This is a genomic window from Alkalicoccobacillus plakortidis, from assembly GCF_023703085.1.
Classification (GTDB): Bacteria; Bacillota; Bacilli; order Bacillales; family Bacillaceae_D; genus Alkalicoccobacillus; species Alkalicoccobacillus plakortidis.
Window position 1 is genome coordinate 2,581,105 of record NZ_JAMQJY010000001.1, and the last position, 16,270, is coordinate 2,597,374.

Annotated in this window: 13 protein-coding genes and 2 pseudogenes; all 15 read right to left on the reverse strand. The window is 36.5% G+C overall.

The window, feature by feature from the left end:
* Entirely contained in the window at positions 1-1,104 is a 1,104-nt protein-coding gene (locus NDM98_RS13530) for a DgaE family pyridoxal phosphate-dependent ammonia lyase (RefSeq protein ID WP_251608508.1), read from the reverse strand.
* On the reverse strand, positions 1,082-2,179 hold the full coding sequence (locus NDM98_RS13535; protein ID WP_251608511.1) for an EF_0837/AHA_3915 family putative deacetylase: 1,098 nt from the start codon (positions 2,177-2,179) through the stop codon (positions 1,082-1,084). The genes NDM98_RS13530 and NDM98_RS13535 overlap by 23 nt, the downstream gene beginning before the upstream one ends.
* Positions 2,180-2,307: 128 nt before the next feature.
* Complete coding sequence (locus NDM98_RS13540) at positions 2,308-3,255, reverse strand: Ig-like domain-containing protein (RefSeq protein ID WP_251609151.1); 948 nt, start codon at positions 3,253-3,255, stop codon at positions 2,308-2,310.
* Positions 3,253-4,532 (reverse strand): annotated as a pseudogene (locus NDM98_RS13545) (arabinogalactan endo-1,4-beta-galactosidase); the annotation flags it as partial. The pseudogene NDM98_RS13545 and the gene NDM98_RS13540, both read right to left, overlap by 3 nt.
* A gap of 159 nt (positions 4,533-4,691) precedes the next feature.
* Positions 4,692-5,195, reverse strand: coding sequence for a beta galactosidase jelly roll domain-containing protein (locus NDM98_RS24125; protein WP_307728815.1), 504 nt, complete (start codon positions 5,193-5,195; stop codon positions 4,692-4,694).
* Positions 5,173-6,417, reverse strand: a complete 1,245-nt coding sequence (locus tag NDM98_RS13550) for a glycoside hydrolase family 35 protein (protein WP_307728816.1) — start codon at positions 6,415-6,417, stop codon at positions 5,173-5,175. The genes NDM98_RS24125 and NDM98_RS13550 overlap by 23 nt, the downstream gene beginning before the upstream one ends.
* Positions 6,418-6,556: 139 nt before the next feature.
* The gene (locus NDM98_RS13555) at positions 6,557-6,718 is read right to left on the reverse strand and encodes a helix-turn-helix domain-containing protein (RefSeq protein ID WP_285803927.1); all 162 of its coding nucleotides are present in this window, start codon (positions 6,716-6,718) and stop codon (positions 6,557-6,559) included.
* A gap of 52 nt (positions 6,719-6,770) precedes the next feature.
* Entirely contained in the window at positions 6,771-8,579 is a 1,809-nt protein-coding gene (locus NDM98_RS13560; RefSeq protein ID WP_251608517.1) for a DUF2357 domain-containing protein, read from the reverse strand.
* A gap of 10 nt (positions 8,580-8,589) precedes the next feature.
* Positions 8,590-10,074 (reverse strand): DUF8727 domain-containing protein, encoded by a 1,485-nt coding sequence (locus NDM98_RS13565; RefSeq protein ID WP_251608520.1) that lies wholly within the window; start codon positions 10,072-10,074, stop codon positions 8,590-8,592.
* A 15-nt stretch (positions 10,075-10,089) separates the two neighbouring features.
* On the reverse strand, positions 10,090-10,788 hold the full coding sequence (locus NDM98_RS13570; RefSeq protein ID WP_251608523.1) for a hypothetical protein: 699 nt from the start codon (positions 10,786-10,788) through the stop codon (positions 10,090-10,092).
* A gap of 250 nt (positions 10,789-11,038) precedes the next feature.
* Positions 11,039-11,580: pseudogene (locus tag NDM98_RS24835) on the reverse strand (ATP-binding protein); the annotation flags it as partial.
* A 253-nt stretch (positions 11,581-11,833) separates the two neighbouring features.
* Positions 11,834-12,028 (reverse strand): hypothetical protein, encoded by a 195-nt coding sequence (locus tag NDM98_RS13580; RefSeq protein WP_251608526.1) that lies wholly within the window; start codon positions 12,026-12,028, stop codon positions 11,834-11,836.
* 112 nt (positions 12,029-12,140) lie between these two features.
* Positions 12,141-13,385, reverse strand: coding sequence for a DNA cytosine methyltransferase (locus NDM98_RS13585; RefSeq protein ID WP_251608529.1), 1,245 nt, complete (start codon positions 13,383-13,385; stop codon positions 12,141-12,143).
* Between the two features lie 10 nt (positions 13,386-13,395).
* Complete coding sequence (locus tag NDM98_RS13590; protein WP_251608532.1) at positions 13,396-14,529, reverse strand: DNA cytosine methyltransferase; 1,134 nt, start codon at positions 14,527-14,529, stop codon at positions 13,396-13,398.
* A gap of 340 nt (positions 14,530-14,869) precedes the next feature.
* Positions 14,870-16,003 (reverse strand): HNH endonuclease, encoded by a 1,134-nt coding sequence (locus tag NDM98_RS13595; RefSeq protein WP_251608534.1) that lies wholly within the window; start codon positions 16,001-16,003, stop codon positions 14,870-14,872.
* Positions 16,004-16,270: the final 267 nt, after the last annotated feature.

Here is a 16,270-nt window from a genome sequence, read left to right on the forward strand (position 1 = left end):
TTACTGACCTCCAATAAGCTGACGTATTCTAGATTCCAACACCTGAAGATCATCGCCACTAAGAGGACGAGGATCAATATCAAAGAAGCCTTCCCGCACTCCGTAATCGCGTGTGTAGATCGCGATGTCTCCCTTGCGCAATTTCTCAGCAAGCTGCATGGCATTGACACCTGCCGCACCTTCATCTATCTTGATCCGTGCCCTAAAAATACGACGACCAGCTTCATCCTGGACAATGTCTACCGAGACACCCGCTAGTTCATTTAAAGCGAGAAGGATCTGTAACTCTTCCTTCTCCTGTGCGCTTGTATCCTGCTTTTCTCCAAATTCATCCAAGGCTTGAAGTAAGCCAAAGGTCGTTTCCTTGCCAACCTTCATGCTTCTACCAATACCTTTTAGCTGTACCTTTATCCAATCAATGTACTGCTTCTTCCCTGCAACCAAGCCCGAAGTCGGTCCTTCGATGGCTTTTGAACCACTATAGATCACAAGATCCGAGTAACGAACGTATTTTTGAAGATCCTCTTCTGCCGCCGCATCCACAATGAGCGGAATCCCGTTACGCTTTGCTACTTCCCACGCCTCTTCTACTGGAATCATGTTCTTTTGCACAGCATGATGAGACTTCACGTACACAATGGCTACCGTCTTCTCTGAGATCGCTTCTTCAATGTGATTAGCTGTCCCCTCATTTGCATAGCCTGCCTCAACTAACCTGCCACCACCTAAGTAGATCATCGTTTCAATAGGGGCGCCGTATTGCACATTGTGGCCTTTCAGCATCAGGATTTCGTTGTGTATCAGTGGCTCCTGATGAAGTCGTAAGCTTTTGCGAGTATCTCCCTTTGTAACAAGAGCCGCAATTGATAGGGCAATTCCACTGGATGCAGAGTTGACCACTACCGCATCCTCTGAACCAACAATACCTGCAACATACTGTCCAGCCCTATCCACTAGATCCGCAATCTCTACATACTGCTGTCCACCCTGTGACATCGCCTCCATCACCGTATCTGATGCCGTCGAGGTTCCTAGAATCGTCATTCGACCGCTTGCATTAATCACACGCTTCAACCCGTACTTAGCACTTAATGTATTCGCCACGAGCAAATACCCCCTCTGCCATGATTGTTTTTGTTGAAACTCTCTCTTCTCCTTCAGAATCAACAAGTGTCACCTCTTGGTCCTGAACCGAGAATAATGTTAAGTTCGCTGGCTCTCCCACCTTCATGTGAGCAAGCTCCGGCATCCCGAGCCACCTAGCAGGATTTACAGTGACTCCATCAATGACCTCTTGAAGGGAATAACCGAGTGAAAGAAATTTCGTTAATAGATTCGCCATACTATATACAGGCCCATTAAGTCGATTGCCTCGATAGATATCCGTACTGATCGTATCGAAATGTATCCCATGTGACTTAGCAGCCTCGGCTACCTTAAATGAAAAACTTGCTGTACCGTGCCCGACATCTAGCTGGACACCTCTTGCTATCGCGTCACGCAAAACAGAAAGCGGTTTCATATTATCGTTAAATAAATTATTTTTCTTACCGTTTAGATAATGGGTGATCACATCATTTGCTTCTAATAAGGGAACGATCTCTTCTATGTCCGGAGGACCCGATCCGATATGTACCATCAAAGGTTTTCCTGTCTCTACAGAGAGTTCGCGTGCTACTCGTAACGGCTCTAGACCCGACTCACCAACCACAGACCTGCTGATACGTGCCTTTAATCCAGCAATCAAATCACCATGCGTGCTAATCGCATCCATCACAGCCTGACGATTAATCCAAGCTAAATTTGAAAGCTCATCCACACGCTCCAAGCCAATCCTCGAGATATTTAAAAAAGCAAACACATTGGTCTTGGCGTCTCTAGCACTCGCGAGTAATTCATCAATCCGGTCTGCACCCGTACTCCCCGCATCAACAATTGTTGTTACACCTTGCTTCACACCTATCTCATCAATCTCATCGCCATACGGCTCCAATTCAGGAAACGCATGAACATGTAAATCAATCCACCCACTGGATACATACATCCCCGTGCAGTCGATCACAGCTCCATCGCCTTGACCCGGCTCAGCGATCTCAATAAGTGTTCCTAGATCGATCACCAAATCCATCGGTTCTCCAGTTAGCTTCATCACATTCCGTAACACGATCCGATCTTCCATGGCCTCCACCTTTCTCGCTAAGCCATCTTACTCGCGTTTTAAAGGTTTAACATATCATGGTATGAATTTTCTGTAAACTAATGTAGTTGATAAAAAAACACCGCAGCTAAGGCGGTGTTTCTAGATATTTACTGCTCTAGCATTAACCTCGTTTTCTTCTCCAATTCTTCCTTAGCATGAGCCGTTATATGCTTATTGTGATTATTCATTTGTGTGAGGAACTTGTTCAGGAAATGCTCGTACTGTCCTGTTCTTCCTGCATCATAATGATGTCTGGCCTGTTTTAAGCTATTTTGAAGCTGTGATACAAGTGGCCCCGTTATGTCGCCGGAAGCGATATAGCCCTCAAGCGTTTCCGAGAGCTGCTCATTCAAGTCATGTTGATCTATATCACCAACACGAACGAGACTGAAATCATCGATTGTTCCCCATGCGTTTGCATTTGCTGTTACATTTGCTCCAATTGTTATGTCTCCATCTAATACTAGAATCTCGTTTATTTCAGGTTGATCCCAGTTGTTCCAACCGCGAACCGCTGTATCCTGTCGATACTCTTCTTCTGATGTATGTGCGTAAAGATACATATCTGATTCACTTGCATCTCCACCTTGGATAAACATAGATAAATCATAGTATCCAGGCTCCAAACCAGTGATGCGCTGCTCTATTTTGAAATCAACTTCTTCCTCTGAGTGAAAATGCAACGCATAGCTACCTGTTCTCGCATCGTTTGGGTTATGTTGAAAGCTTGTGTGAGGACGTAGCCCTTCCCCATACGTGATCTCCCACATCGCTCTCTCACTATCTTCAAAACTAGGATTCTTCACAACATTTTCTTGAGTGATTTCGAGATGTGCTTTTACTTGTTGTCCATCTTCTACTGTTCCGTTAATCACATATGATCCCAGTCCACTTTCTAGAGCTTGCTGGAATGCTTCCTCGTCCCAGCTTACTGGTACCTCCTGAGTACTTCGGTCATTAAAGCTGACTGTTACCGTTTCAGGTAACTTTGCTGTTTGACCAAGGCTAATCTGGAGATGAACATCATGTATTCGATCAACCTTTAATTCTGTCACAGCTCCAGTGTAGACATCTTTGAACACATTGATTGATGGTAATGGATGGCCATGATAATCAAACAATCCTTCGTCATCAGCTGACGTTCCACCGTAATATTTGCCTGCATCCTCTGGATCGTAGGTAGCTGCGTAGCTTGATGCCCAACCAGAGCCATGTGTTTCCCTAATATCGTATAGCTCGTCCTCCGTATATCCAGCTTGGATCAATCCAAGCTGGCTCCCAGTAAAACACACCTATACCCGCATCCCCAATACTCGCATCCCCAATACTCGCCACCGCATCAATTGCATCTCTAATTACGTGAGCTTGACCTTGTACGGAGATTGAATAACCCGGAACTTCCTCCGTACCAATCGGATCTCCATTCCGGTCTTCATTTGTATACGAATACGAGACTTCTGCCATCATTACTTTTTTATCGTAGGTCTCCGCTATCTCGTTAAAAATAGTCGTCAGATTCTCTAATGTTCCGTGCCAATTCGGGTACCATGAGCTTGCAAAGACATCATAATCTACATTCTGCTCGTCTAATGTTTGAGCAAAGAATGCGTATCTCCCTTCTCTTTCAGGGTTTGTAAAGTGTAAAGCGATGAGAATATCCTCGTCCACTTCCCTTACCGCCTTACTTCCTTCATTGATCAACGACGTGATATTAGACCAATCATATTCACCGGCCAAGCCCATTTGTTGTTTCATTACCGATCTGAACCATCCCAATGTGTATTCCTTCAGCAAGCATTTCTTCTAAACTATCCTTCGTAAAGTCATATAGCTCAGCTTTTTTCTCTTCAAGACTTAAATTCTCCCATGCTTTAGGGGGGAACTGTTTCCCTGGGTCCGCCCAAAAGTCGGAGTAATGGAAGTCTACTAATAGTTTCATCCCATTTTCTGTGGCTCGTTTTCCAATTTCAATCGCCGTTTCTAGATCATTATTTCCTCCGCCATAGCTGTTCCCTTCAGCATCGTATGGATCATTCCATACACGCACTCGCACGTAATTGGCTCCTGCCTCCTTAAAAGTCTGAAACACATCTTGCTCTTCCCCTTCTTCGTTGTAATAGACCGTTCCGCTATTTTCCATAGCAATCACACTCGATATATCTACCCCTCTAATAAAATCTTCATCTAGTCCCTCTACCTTCTCTACGAATAGTTCGGATTGTACCGGTTCAGAGGCTGCGTTTGCTACGCCAGCCTGTCCACCTATAGTCGGTATACCTAAGACAGCAACAGCTAAACAAGTACCAAACATTCTTTTCATTTGAATCATCATTCACTCTCCTCGTTTCTTTTTTGCGGTCGTTCTTACGAATTCACCCTAATTATAAGCGCTTACATAATGCGAGTACGAAATTCTTCTAAGAATATATGATAATTTGAAACCTCTATGAGAAAGAACCCAGTCATTCCAAGGAATGCTACTGGGTTCTGTTTAACCTAGCTTAGGCTGATCGACTAACGTAATTTCATCTGCCGTCGTTCCCTCAAGCTCTAATATGGTGATCGTATTGTCTTTTTCCTTTAATAACGGCCCAGGTACGTATAAGGTCCGCTGTGGTCCCATGGCATTCCAGTAGCGACCTAAGTTAAACCCGTTAACAAATACATTCCCTTTTATAAAGCCTTCCGTGTCCACAAATGTATCGTGACATTCGCTAGCATCGAAGCTTCCCTGATAGAACTTAGGAAAACGCTCCTCCTTCCCTCCCGCATAATCACTAGGAAGGACATCTAGCTCAATCACATGCATCTTCCAATCAAACCAATATTGCTCCCCTAACCAAAGGTTACGAATGATCCCCTTCTTGTCTGTCAGATGCTTACCGTAATTGGCTCGCCCCATGTTCTCAACAAGGATCTCCAGTGTGTTCATTTCATTTGGGAAGTGTAGCTGAACGGTTTTTTCTTGATCGTTAATGTAGATCGTCTTCTCCAAGCTTCCCGTTTATATACACATAGGCACGGTCACGGATAGGCTCTGTATCTAACGTTAATTCCCCTTTTCGGTTCACTTCCGTTTGATATAAAATAAGCCCGTATGCTTGTCCTGCATCCTCCATGGATAGTGGAACCAAGTGTTCTTTCACAGAGCTTATGTCGTGTAAGGTATCGAATAAACTGACAGACTCCTGTAGTTTGACGGAACCATAAGTTTTTGTTGGAATCTCATTCTCGATGTCTTCCGGTACATCCACGTATTTACGTAAGACATCTTTCACATCTCTGTACTTCTGAGTGATGTCTCCGCTCTCCGTTAACAAGCTGTCATAGTCATAGCTTGTAATGGTTGGATAATACTCGTCATAGTGATTAGCACCATTCATAAAGCCAAAATTCGTGCCCCCGTGGAACATATAGACATTCAACGAGGCGTTGATTTTCATTAAGTCCTCAAACACATTCGCAGCATCTTTTGGATCTCTTGTATGATGCTCGCCTCCCCAATGATCAAACAAGCCGATCCAGAATTCAGCGACCATTTTCGGAGAGCCGGGCTTATACTGTTCTAACGTATGAAACGCTTCCTCTACCCGTGAACCAAAATTCAGCGTCGTTGTTACAACTGGTAACGAGCCTTGTTCGATAAACACTGGCCCATCCGAAGTGAACAGAAACGTATCGATTCCATGCTTTTCGTATTGCCCTTTGAAAAATTCAAGGTACGCTTGATCGTTCCCATACGCACCATATTCATTTTCAATTTGCATCGCAATAACCGGTCCCCCGTACTTACTTAAATGCTTCTCAATCTTTGGAAGAAGTACGTTAAAGTACTCTTCAATATGACGTAAAAACGCTGGATGACTGGAGCGAAGCACCATATCTCCTTCTACTAATAACCACGCAGGCAACCCACCCATCTCCCACTCCGCACAAATGTATGGAGAAGGCCTGACTATTACGTACAAATCTAGCTTCTGAGCCGTTTCAATAAACGTCTCAAGATCTGCGAGACCCGAGAAATGAAACTCTCCCTTTTTAGGCTCATGAACATTCCAAGCAACATAGGTCTCCACTGTATTCAGACCAATTGCCTTCAGCTTGCGGAGGCGGTCCTCCCAGTACTCAGGCACCGTTCGAAAGTAATGAATGGCTCCAGACAACACCTGAAAAGGCTTGCCATCTAACATAAATTCTCCGTTTTGAGCTTGCAACATAATAATAACCTCCTACGATCACTGACTAAGTGGATACAGCTAATATTAACCGCTTTCATTTTATTATAGTATGAATATTTTCCATAGTTATATGAAAATATGAAAGCAATGATCGTAATCGCGGATCAACCTAAGAAGACTACCCCTCACTCGGCAGTCTTCCTGATTGATGCTGATAGCTTTGGCGATAGACCTTCGGTGTCATCCCTTCAATTTTCTTAAAGGTCGCAACAAAGTTACTGACATCATTAAAGCCCACAAGGAAGGCTATGTTTTTAACGAGACAACTGCATACGCCCAATCTGGCCAGAATACCAGATTTTCTTAATTTCTTAACTTTTATTTTACAGTAATTATTTATTTTTTAAAATCTTATCCGTTATAAAATTTGTTATTTCAACTAAAAATAATTCGAATTTGTTCTTAGTATCGTTAATATTCGGTATCAGTGGAATCGCACCAATTCCGGGTAATATAGTTGAACTTTCTTGAAAGTTAATAAATTCGTTTCCTGGATATAAAACATAGGAGCCTAATGATTTATCTATAGCATCTTTGTAGGCGTGCATTTTTACTAGATCATCTTTTTTGCTTGTTTTAGTATCTAATTCATGATATTGATTTAATTTTTCGATCCTATATTTCGCATCAAAATGTATATAATAACCATTTTCTCTTCTAGTACTATCTGAAATAAATATTGTAAAATCAGGTCTTAGTTTTATCGAATATGACTTACCTAAAGTTGTTTGCTTACTAAATTCTTTATTATAGTATAAATTAACTTTTATTTTATTTCTTTGGTATACAAGACAACTATTAGTACCCTTTTTTAAATTAAAATTAATACTTCCATTCTCCTGATACCATACATTGCTTTCTTTATTTTCTGTTCCAAAAATATTCCCTAAAGAGTTCCTAATTATAAAGAAACACCAAATTTCATAAAGTTCATATATAGGTTTAACGTATACGTCACTGGTAATTGCCTCGATTGGATTCCAAGATAATGAAAGCCCACTTTGAAGTCTTAAATCCAACAATAATAAATCTTGATATCCCACTCTATTTTGTAATACTTGTGAATTTGAAGGAAAATATTTAAGCTTACTTACCTTCCTAAAAATATTATTGTTTAAATAGTCTTCTAAAATCGTAAGCCAACTATTTGTTTCACTAATATAAATCTTATAAAGTTTATTTTTACTACTTTTTTTAATAACCAGACGTATCTGACGAACTAGATTATTCACCAGATAGTGTGTTTCTTCTAAGAAATTTTTAACGTATCTGTTTTCTACTGTGTCAATTGATTCCTTACTCTGATCAGAAATTATTTTTTGGGGTGTATATCCCCTAAACTTCTTGTTAAGTGTTCCTCCTACTTGCAAATCCAACACATAAGATTTACTAGTAATACTAGAATAGTCAGAAATATGACCAAACCCAATTGGTTCTAAAATAGATTCCTTATCTATATTAGAGTGAATATTATTAAGGATTATATCAATAGCTAAAGGTAACTCTTTCATTATACTTCTTAATTGTATTACTTTACTAAAAATTATCGAATTTGAATTATCGTTTAATACCTTCGTACTTGTTAACCCGCTAAATTGCATTATTAAATTGCTAGATTCTTCAGCTATATTATTTAATAATTCACTGTATGAATTTTCATAATTTACTTTCTTAGCCGCTACTTCACATAAAAAAGAGTGTCTATTATTTATTGATAAATCTAAGGTACCAACAAAATTTTTAGTATGGAGTTCCCCTAAAACTTCAATAAATTCTTGCTCATTGATTCTTATTTTTCTCCAAATGTTACTTGGGAACAGTTTAATAAAATGATTTACATAGCTATTAGCAAAAGGACTAGAGAAGTCGCTTTCTTCTAAATGTTTTTTTGGAAGTAATATCTTTAATAAATAGGAGGACTCTTCTCTTAGTAATAATGAATGAAACATATTTAGTTTGGGAATATTATATCCTAATGTCGGAAATTCTTCCTCTTTATTTTCCGCCGATAAATAACCAAAAACATTTGGTTTCGAATCCTCTAATTGAATAATAGAACCTTTTTCTCCTGTTATCATCTGAATTTCTAATTGTATGTTAGTATCTTCCCATTTAATAACAAATTGATTTAAAGCCAACATAATTAAGCCCCTAACTAATAAAGGAAGTATAGCCTATATTATTTAATGAAGACCTCATTCTCTCTAATTTTGCAATACTTCTAGGTAAATCAAGATTATTTCTAATTAGTAATGTATCAGTATTAGTATTATATTCTTCGGATGATTCTTTAACTGTTAAGCTAGACTCTAAATCCTCAAAAGTCTCTTTTTTTAGAAATTTAATTAACATTTCTAATACATCACTTAACTGTCTGCGATTGCCATGCAATTTGGGTAAAACCTTTTGTAGAAGAACATTATCCATATAATCAATCCAATCACTATTTGATTGATTATATAATGTTGCGAAGTAAAGATACTCTATAGTTTCTTTAAAGGTTCTATATCCAAAATCAAAGTTCACAATCTTTAATATACTATACATTCCGGAAAGGAGTATCTCCATTTCTCTTTTTGCTAAGTTAAATCCATCTCGATCTCCCCATTTACTTTCTAGATTTTCCAATAAGTTATTTCCTTGATATTCAATTTCTCTATACTCTATGGAAGATTTAAAATGATTAAGGAGTGTGTCTCTATTATATATGACGTCCTCCTCGCCTGGTTTCTGATTAAAGTAGTTCGAAGGATGTTCTGTCTCTAATTCTATAATATGCGCACGGTCTAATACTTTTGGAGAGAACATATAGGTAGTTTCATCTACATTTACTGTACCAACAATGAATATATTGGGTGGAAGTGTAATACTTTTATTATCATCCATGAGCAGTTTTGCACTATCTAATATCTTTTCATCTACATTCTCAGACATTTGAAGTGTCTCTAATATAATAGGTAGATCTGCAAGTTCTATTAAACTAATGCCCTCAGTTTCAGAAGTACTCCGTGCAGCTTCCATCGCTGATAAAAATGAGCTAAAGTATCTTTCTACATGAGATAAATTCATTTCATCTAAAATTATAAAATGCGGGAGATACTTATTTGTTGGATGTAAAGCCCGCAGAAGTAGTTCTAACATAGGGGTCATTACATAAATTGTTTTCCCTTCAGGACCAAAAGGATTAATATAACCAATTAAACTCCTTGTATCAGTCCAGTCTGCGCCTACTGGAATCAGCGCATGTCTTTTTTCAACAGGTATTCTTACAGCTGTTCCTAAATTTATCTTCGTGTATCCATCATCATTAATATGATTCCAGAATACCGGATTAATGCAAATGATTTGAGCACTCATTTCTATTTGAATCTCAAATTCTTTATCATTAATGTGAGCTATAAACACATTTGAATCAATACAGAGTTCTCTAATTTCCTCTTCTGTCTTACTTACTATCCCTCCCTGTTTATTTATATCTATTTGCACCCATGTGTTTACTTTGTAGCTCTTTTTTTCTAAATTTTCTGCTAACCTAAGTGCTAACCGTGTTTTTCCTGTTCCTGAATTACCTGAAAGAACAACAAATGGTTTTGCCAATAAAGATACTATATAATTATCTAAAATTCTCTTTTCCATTAATCATTGTTCTCCTTATTTATATGTTGGTACTAAAGGATTCAGTGTACTCAACATATCTACATATTCTTCATGTTGCATTCTCTCATTTTCTTCTGGTAATTTATTTATTATATAGCAATTTTTTATTAATTGATCTAATGAATACCTTGAAGTGATTCTATATGTGTCTTTTTCGGAGGTCGCTTCTATAACTTGAGCCTCAACCATCCTATGGAAAAAGACGTTCACAATTTGACGTTGGTTATCTTGCTTTATTTGCGATAATCTAAATTGCGGTATATTTTTCACGTTATTTTTAGTGATTTGCCCTCCATTTTGTTTTACTACCATTAAGACTTCATAGAAAGGATGTACTAACTTTCCACCAATTAACTGGTTTAGATTCAATAAATATAATAATAAATACTCACTTCCTAAGATCTTACTCTCTAGAAACGACTTTGCTATTCGAGATAATTCATAACTTTCACCTATTTTGGAGCGAAAAACGCCTAACTCTCTCCCCAATGTATATGCGCTTGACCACTGTTTCTTAGTTCCAATATATTTTTGATGCCCACCCTCAACGTACCTGTCCAACATCTTACCAAACCCTAATATCATTTCTTCTTGAGTTTTAAATTGATTTGCTGTTTGAGTGTATACCCTGAGTAATGCTCTAAACTCTCTCTTTCTCCAGATATCAAAATATAAGCTCTTATTATCTTTCATCTAGAAATCCTCCCTCAATCTTTCTATATGTCAAATAAAATAGTAACAAAATAAGTAAATAAAAACTATTAGTGCAATCCCAGAAATCAACTTTATTTTTATATTTATTGCTCTTTCCTTATTTAAACTGTTGTTAATTAATAATTATTTCATTCCTCTTTCTATACTTCTCACTTCACTTTTAGTCTAGTCTATTATGTTTTTAGCTCACAAAGAAGCCCTGTTTTCAATGGGATCAAATTCCCTTATACTAGCAAATGGTAGCCGGTTGAACACCGGCCTTTTTCTTTTCTCTCAGTCGATACGAATTCCCTTTTATATTAAAGGTTGTTGAATGATGAATGGGGCGATCCAAGATGGCAGTAGCTAACATCTCGTCACCAAATATTTTGCCTCATTCTACATACAATTTGTTTGATGTAACGATCATCGCACCATGTTCGTATCTTTTAGATATGATCTGAAACAACTTATTTGCGCTTAAATCATCAAAGCTAAAATAACCAAGCTCTTCTATGATGAAATCTGGTCGACTATACCTCTTGATAATTCGTTTGATTAACGCATGTCTTTAAGCTTTTTGACACTCAAACATAAAATTATTTGTTGTAATAAACAAGGCATGATGTCTTTGTGTTAATGCTTCATATGCTATAAAATGGCTAGATGAGACTTGCCTACACCAGGTGGTCCCAAAAGTAAAATGTTATCACCGTTATGAATGTACCTACCGGTTAGTACGCCTTTTACTCTTCGTTCATCAATGCTAGGTTGGAAAGTGAAATCGAAATTCATTTCTACTGCAAGCTCTTTAGTAATCTGGTTCATAACACTAGTTTCTTTCTTTCCATGTTATCACTCCTTAATAGTCGTTTTAAATTATAATTACTCTATTAAAATTTTATCGGCATATAAGTAGTTATTTTCAAATAGTATTATTAGTGATTACATAATAAGAATTCTTCAGAAACTTTAATTCCATTTTCCATGCAAATCAAATAGTGGTTCGTATAAGCGTGAGACGCTACACAAACCACTCATTAAGTTAATCACTATAGTTACATGAATGCATTAAGGCCTTCTTTGGAGTAGTGTCTAGTAATTTATTTGATACAAATTCATCATCAAGTTCTTCTTTATACAGAATCATTTTTTCTTCCTCTACTTGCTCTTCATCAATAAATATATTGAATTGTAATGCCATTAAAATTGCAAAGTGTTCAACATTGTAGTAATACATTGATTTATCCACCTTTTAAATTATTCGTTCAAGAAGTTATTAAACCTAATAATGCTTCCGCACTGTCATATCGTTATAAAATTAAGAGAAACGGTAGAAAGGAATGATTTTTTCAAATCATTCCTTTCTCTTTAAATAGGTCATAAATGGCACTAGCCAATCTCTTACTAAATTCAGGAGGGACAGCATTCCCAATCATTTCATAATTTTGAACCATACTACCTGTGAATTCATAACTGTCATCAAAAGTTTGTAGCCTTGCTGCTTCTCGAACTGTTATTGATCTAGCTTGGTTAGGATCTGGATGAATATGTCTTAATCCATCTTTTTTTAAATGTGCAGGTATTGTATTACTCGGTTGATCCCATCTTAGGACATAATATTTATGGATATTTGATGATTTACCCGTTTTCTCGGTATAAAGTTTTTTAAGATTTTCAGTCGAAAGATACTTATTATTGCCCATATTGATATCTTCTGCCAATATCCTGAATATTTCTATATCTCTTCTATTATGATATCTTGGACGATGCCAAGTGTAATCTGTTTCACTGGGAAAATGAGAATATTTCCGGCTACCTAATTTATAATCCTCTTCCGATGGTAATAACGCAGGAAGTTTTCCTATTGCATCTCGAACTGTTTTTATTTTATCTGATTTATATCTATTTAAAACTTCATTGTAGAAGAACCGAAGAGATTTTTGGTTTTCTTCCATGTTACTTCCAAAGTATTTTCTGTTTAACCCTATTAAAATTATTCTCTTTCTTTTTTGTGGAACACCAAACTGAGTCAAATCAAGTAAAGCTTGTTCTTTTATATCTTCAACAATATCAAAACCATACTCATTAAATCCTCTTTTAATTTTATCTACAATATTTTCACCATCTGGAGCTGCTGATAACATCCCCTCAACATTTTCAAACACAATCAACTTAGGGTTATAGACTTTAACTACTTTTAAATAACTTTCGAAAAGATAGTTTCTATAATCATTTTTCATTCCAAATTTATCCTGAATTCTGCCTGCTACTGAATATGCTTGGCAAGGAGGTCCCCCGACAATCACATCTATATCTCTATTATTGACTACAGAATTTAGACCAATATGGGAACCATACTCGTCATCGTTTTTCCATCCATTTATTAATTCTTCAGTTCTTTGGATATCAAAATGAAGAACCCTTTTCTCAGCATCTTGATATTGATATGTCTTTTTCAATCTATTTATTAAAGTATCACACGCATAATTCTTCCACTCAACACTAGCAACTGTATTGTAATGCTTTGCTTTCTCAAAGCCGTCGAGTAGTCCTCCACATCCCACAAATAACTCTAGAGTATTTAATTTAGACAAAATATCACCTTCATATGTTCAGTTCTAAGTTCAATTGTTCTATGTCTTTGACTTTTTTAGTTCCGTTTTTTACATCCTGAAAATGTTGATGTATGGCTTTTGCCAAATTAAAGGATAAAAGAGGTGGAACTGCATTTCCAACCTGTCTGTTCTGTTGTGTTCTCGTACCTAGAAAAACGAAATCGTCTCTAAAAGATTGTAATCTCGCATTCTCTCTAACTGTTGGCACTCTATTATACTTGTAATGAAAATGATTTCTATGGCCAGTATCAATTGTTCGAGAAGGCTTTTTACTGTTATATCTAGTCCAAGCTTCATTAAACTTTCTACTATCACCAACACCAGGAGGCAAATCTTTATGATTACCGCCTTCTGGAACCTGACTAATAACCCATTTAACTTGATCTGTATGCTTACTAGCAACATGATTATAGAGCTTATTACTATTTTTCCTCATGATTTCTTGATATTGCGATTGAGGTTGCTTTACATATTCATCTTTTTCTAATCCAAATTCGTTCTCTCTACTTGGTAAATCATTAATTGCTTCGCTACACGTTACATATCTCTCCGGCGTATATTTTGGTTCTGGAAATTCAAAAGATCCGTATCCCTTTTCTATTCCCACAAAGAACATTCTTTTTCTCATCTGTGGTACGCCATAATCAGCAGCTAATAATGGTTTAGGTGATACTGATACATTGTATCCCATATCCTCAAAAGTATTTATTATCTGTTGTTTAACTGTTCCATTATACAATGTTGCGATTCCTGGTACGTTTTCAATTAAAAATGCTTTAGGTCTAAATTTCCTAACAGCTTTAACAACTGCTAAATATAGTGTATTTCTTGTATCGTTTATATCTCGTGAGCCCGTTAAAGAAAAACCTTGGCAGGGTGGGCCTCCGATAACAATATCAACTTTTTGGTTACCAATACTTTCAGCAATTTCATCAATAGCTTCTTCCTTAGAGAGATCTGCTAATAAGACATCAGAATCCTTGTGATTATGCTTAAATGTTTTTAATGCTGCTTCTTCAAAATCGACACCTAGGATCACATTATAATCAGCATCTAGAAATCCCTGTGATAGTCCCCCACAGCCACAAAATAGATCTAGTACATTTAATTTGGTTTCACTCATAGATCTATCCTCCATTCTTTTCATTACGAACATGTATTCCCATCTATTTTAAATATAAATTGAAGTATATGCAATCACTAAAACTTAATAATAACATCTTCTAAAAGCATTTAGATAATAATAGAGGAAAGAAGTTATCATTTCTTGCTTATTGATCTCATTAAATAAATTTTACATCTTATCACCCTTCTTATACTACCTTTCCATTGGACCCATAACAATGGAGTATAGTTGGAAAATGAGAGAACACTTTTATAATATATATTTACAACATGTATTTTAAAATTGTCTGGAACTAAAAAAAGCCATGGGTTGTATCCTAACCCATGGCTTCATATTATTAAATTGCGAATTTTCCAAAAATGTTATCCCTGTGATACTTAATCATTTTTAAATCTGGCCAGAAATCTTCATTTTGTGGTAAAAGAAGTTTTTTACGTTCAATGGTTTGCAAGATGTTGTTTTCTTTCATCTTCTCATGTACTTGTATAGTGAAGTCTTCATTTATTGCAAGAAAACCACGATCAAACGCCCAATGAAGATCTAAGGAAAGTAGGAGTCCATTAGTAAGATGATCTGACCCTCCAAATTCTTTCCCTTTAATGTGAGCTGCTTGGACGTTTAGTGTATCCCCATACATAATAGAATGTCCAGTGACAGCACATTTGAAATTATAGGCCTCTAAAACTGCTTTCCGGAATCGACGATCCCTTTTTATTTTTTTTAGTATGGTAACAGTACGGTCTACACCATCTGTTTCCAAGCTTTGTTTAAGTAAATCAGCTAACGCTTTAGGAGACAATGTTGTTGGGAGCTCTATACCAAATTTTTTATCAACTACTTTCTCATTTAATGTGACAGACTCATTCTCTGAATAATTTGATTTATTTTCATCCTCATCAAACATTTCAGTAAATGCTACACCGACAGTAATTAGCTCTAGTGATGGAATTAATGCTGAAGAGCCTCTTCCTACTTTATAATTATTAATTAGATTTAAAACCTCATCGTAATTTGAACATCCAGGATGAATATAGCCGACTATAAAATCACTGATTGAATTAGGCGACTTCATCATTAGAATAATATCATTCAAATTTAAATTTCTGATGTAGCTAGAATACATGCGGTATTCAATTCGCCCTTTAGGGTCAGATTTAAAATTTTTACTGTTGTGGTAATCATATATGAATTCATAAATATCTCCATTTTTACTATCTTTGGCAATTTGTTGAGCTATAAACGCAAAAGAACCTGCCCTTTTAGCATTGGGACGAATGCCCAGTTCATTAGATTTTAATACTTTTCCAAAAACTAACCCACTCTCCTTCAATTTTTGCTTCTCGTATTTATCTTTAACTTTTTGATACACCTTCTCTTTTGCAACTGGTGTTAAAAGATAATCTTTTTTCTCTAAAAGATTGATAAATTTAATTGGATTTAAAAAATCCTCTAAGTTCAATTGATTTTTCATTAAATCTTTGTTTTTTTCGATGCTAATCTCAAGAATCTTGGATACCTGTGCATTCGAGATTTTGTAAAATCTGCGACCTCAGCTATTAATGATAAATTTTTTTACTCTTTTCCATACAAAACGCCTCCTTATATTTAGCTATCACATCTAAAACAAATAAAAAAACAAACAAGACAGCTTATAAATAGTAATTTGCTACATTAAGCTATCTAGAATCAATAATTTTTTATGAAATGATGTTTCTATCGTCTAATCCAGTTAGATGTT

What these genes read in the sequence shown, in the direction of transcription:
- NDM98_RS13535 (WP_251608511.1), bottom strand. Translation starts at nt 2,179, where the DNA reads ATGGAAGATCGGATCGTGTTACGGAATGTGATGAAGCTAACTGGAGAA.
- NDM98_RS13550 (WP_307728816.1), bottom strand. Translation starts at nt 6,417, where the DNA reads ATGTTGCAAGCTCAAAACGGAGAATTTATGTTAGATGGCAAGCCTTTT.
- NDM98_RS13560 (WP_251608517.1), bottom strand. Translation starts at nt 8,579, where the DNA reads ATGTTGGCTTTAAATCAATTTGTTATTAAATGGGAAGATACTAACATA.
- NDM98_RS13565 (WP_251608520.1), bottom strand. Translation starts at nt 10,074, where the DNA reads ATGGAAAAGAGAATTTTAGATAATTATATAGTATCTTTATTGGCAAAA.
- NDM98_RS13570 (WP_251608523.1), bottom strand. Translation starts at nt 10,788, where the DNA reads ATGAAAGATAATAAGAGCTTATATTTTGATATCTGGAGAAAGAGAGAG.
- NDM98_RS13580 (WP_251608526.1), bottom strand. Translation starts at nt 12,028, where the DNA reads ATGTATTACTACAATGTTGAACACTTTGCAATTTTAATGGCATTACAA.
- NDM98_RS13590 (WP_251608532.1), bottom strand. Translation starts at nt 14,529, where the DNA reads ATGAGTGAAACCAAATTAAATGTACTAGATCTATTTTGTGGCTGTGGG.
- NDM98_RS13595 (WP_251608534.1), bottom strand. Translation starts at nt 16,003, where the DNA reads ATGAAAAATCAATTGAACTTAGAGGATTTTTTAAATCCAATTAAATTT.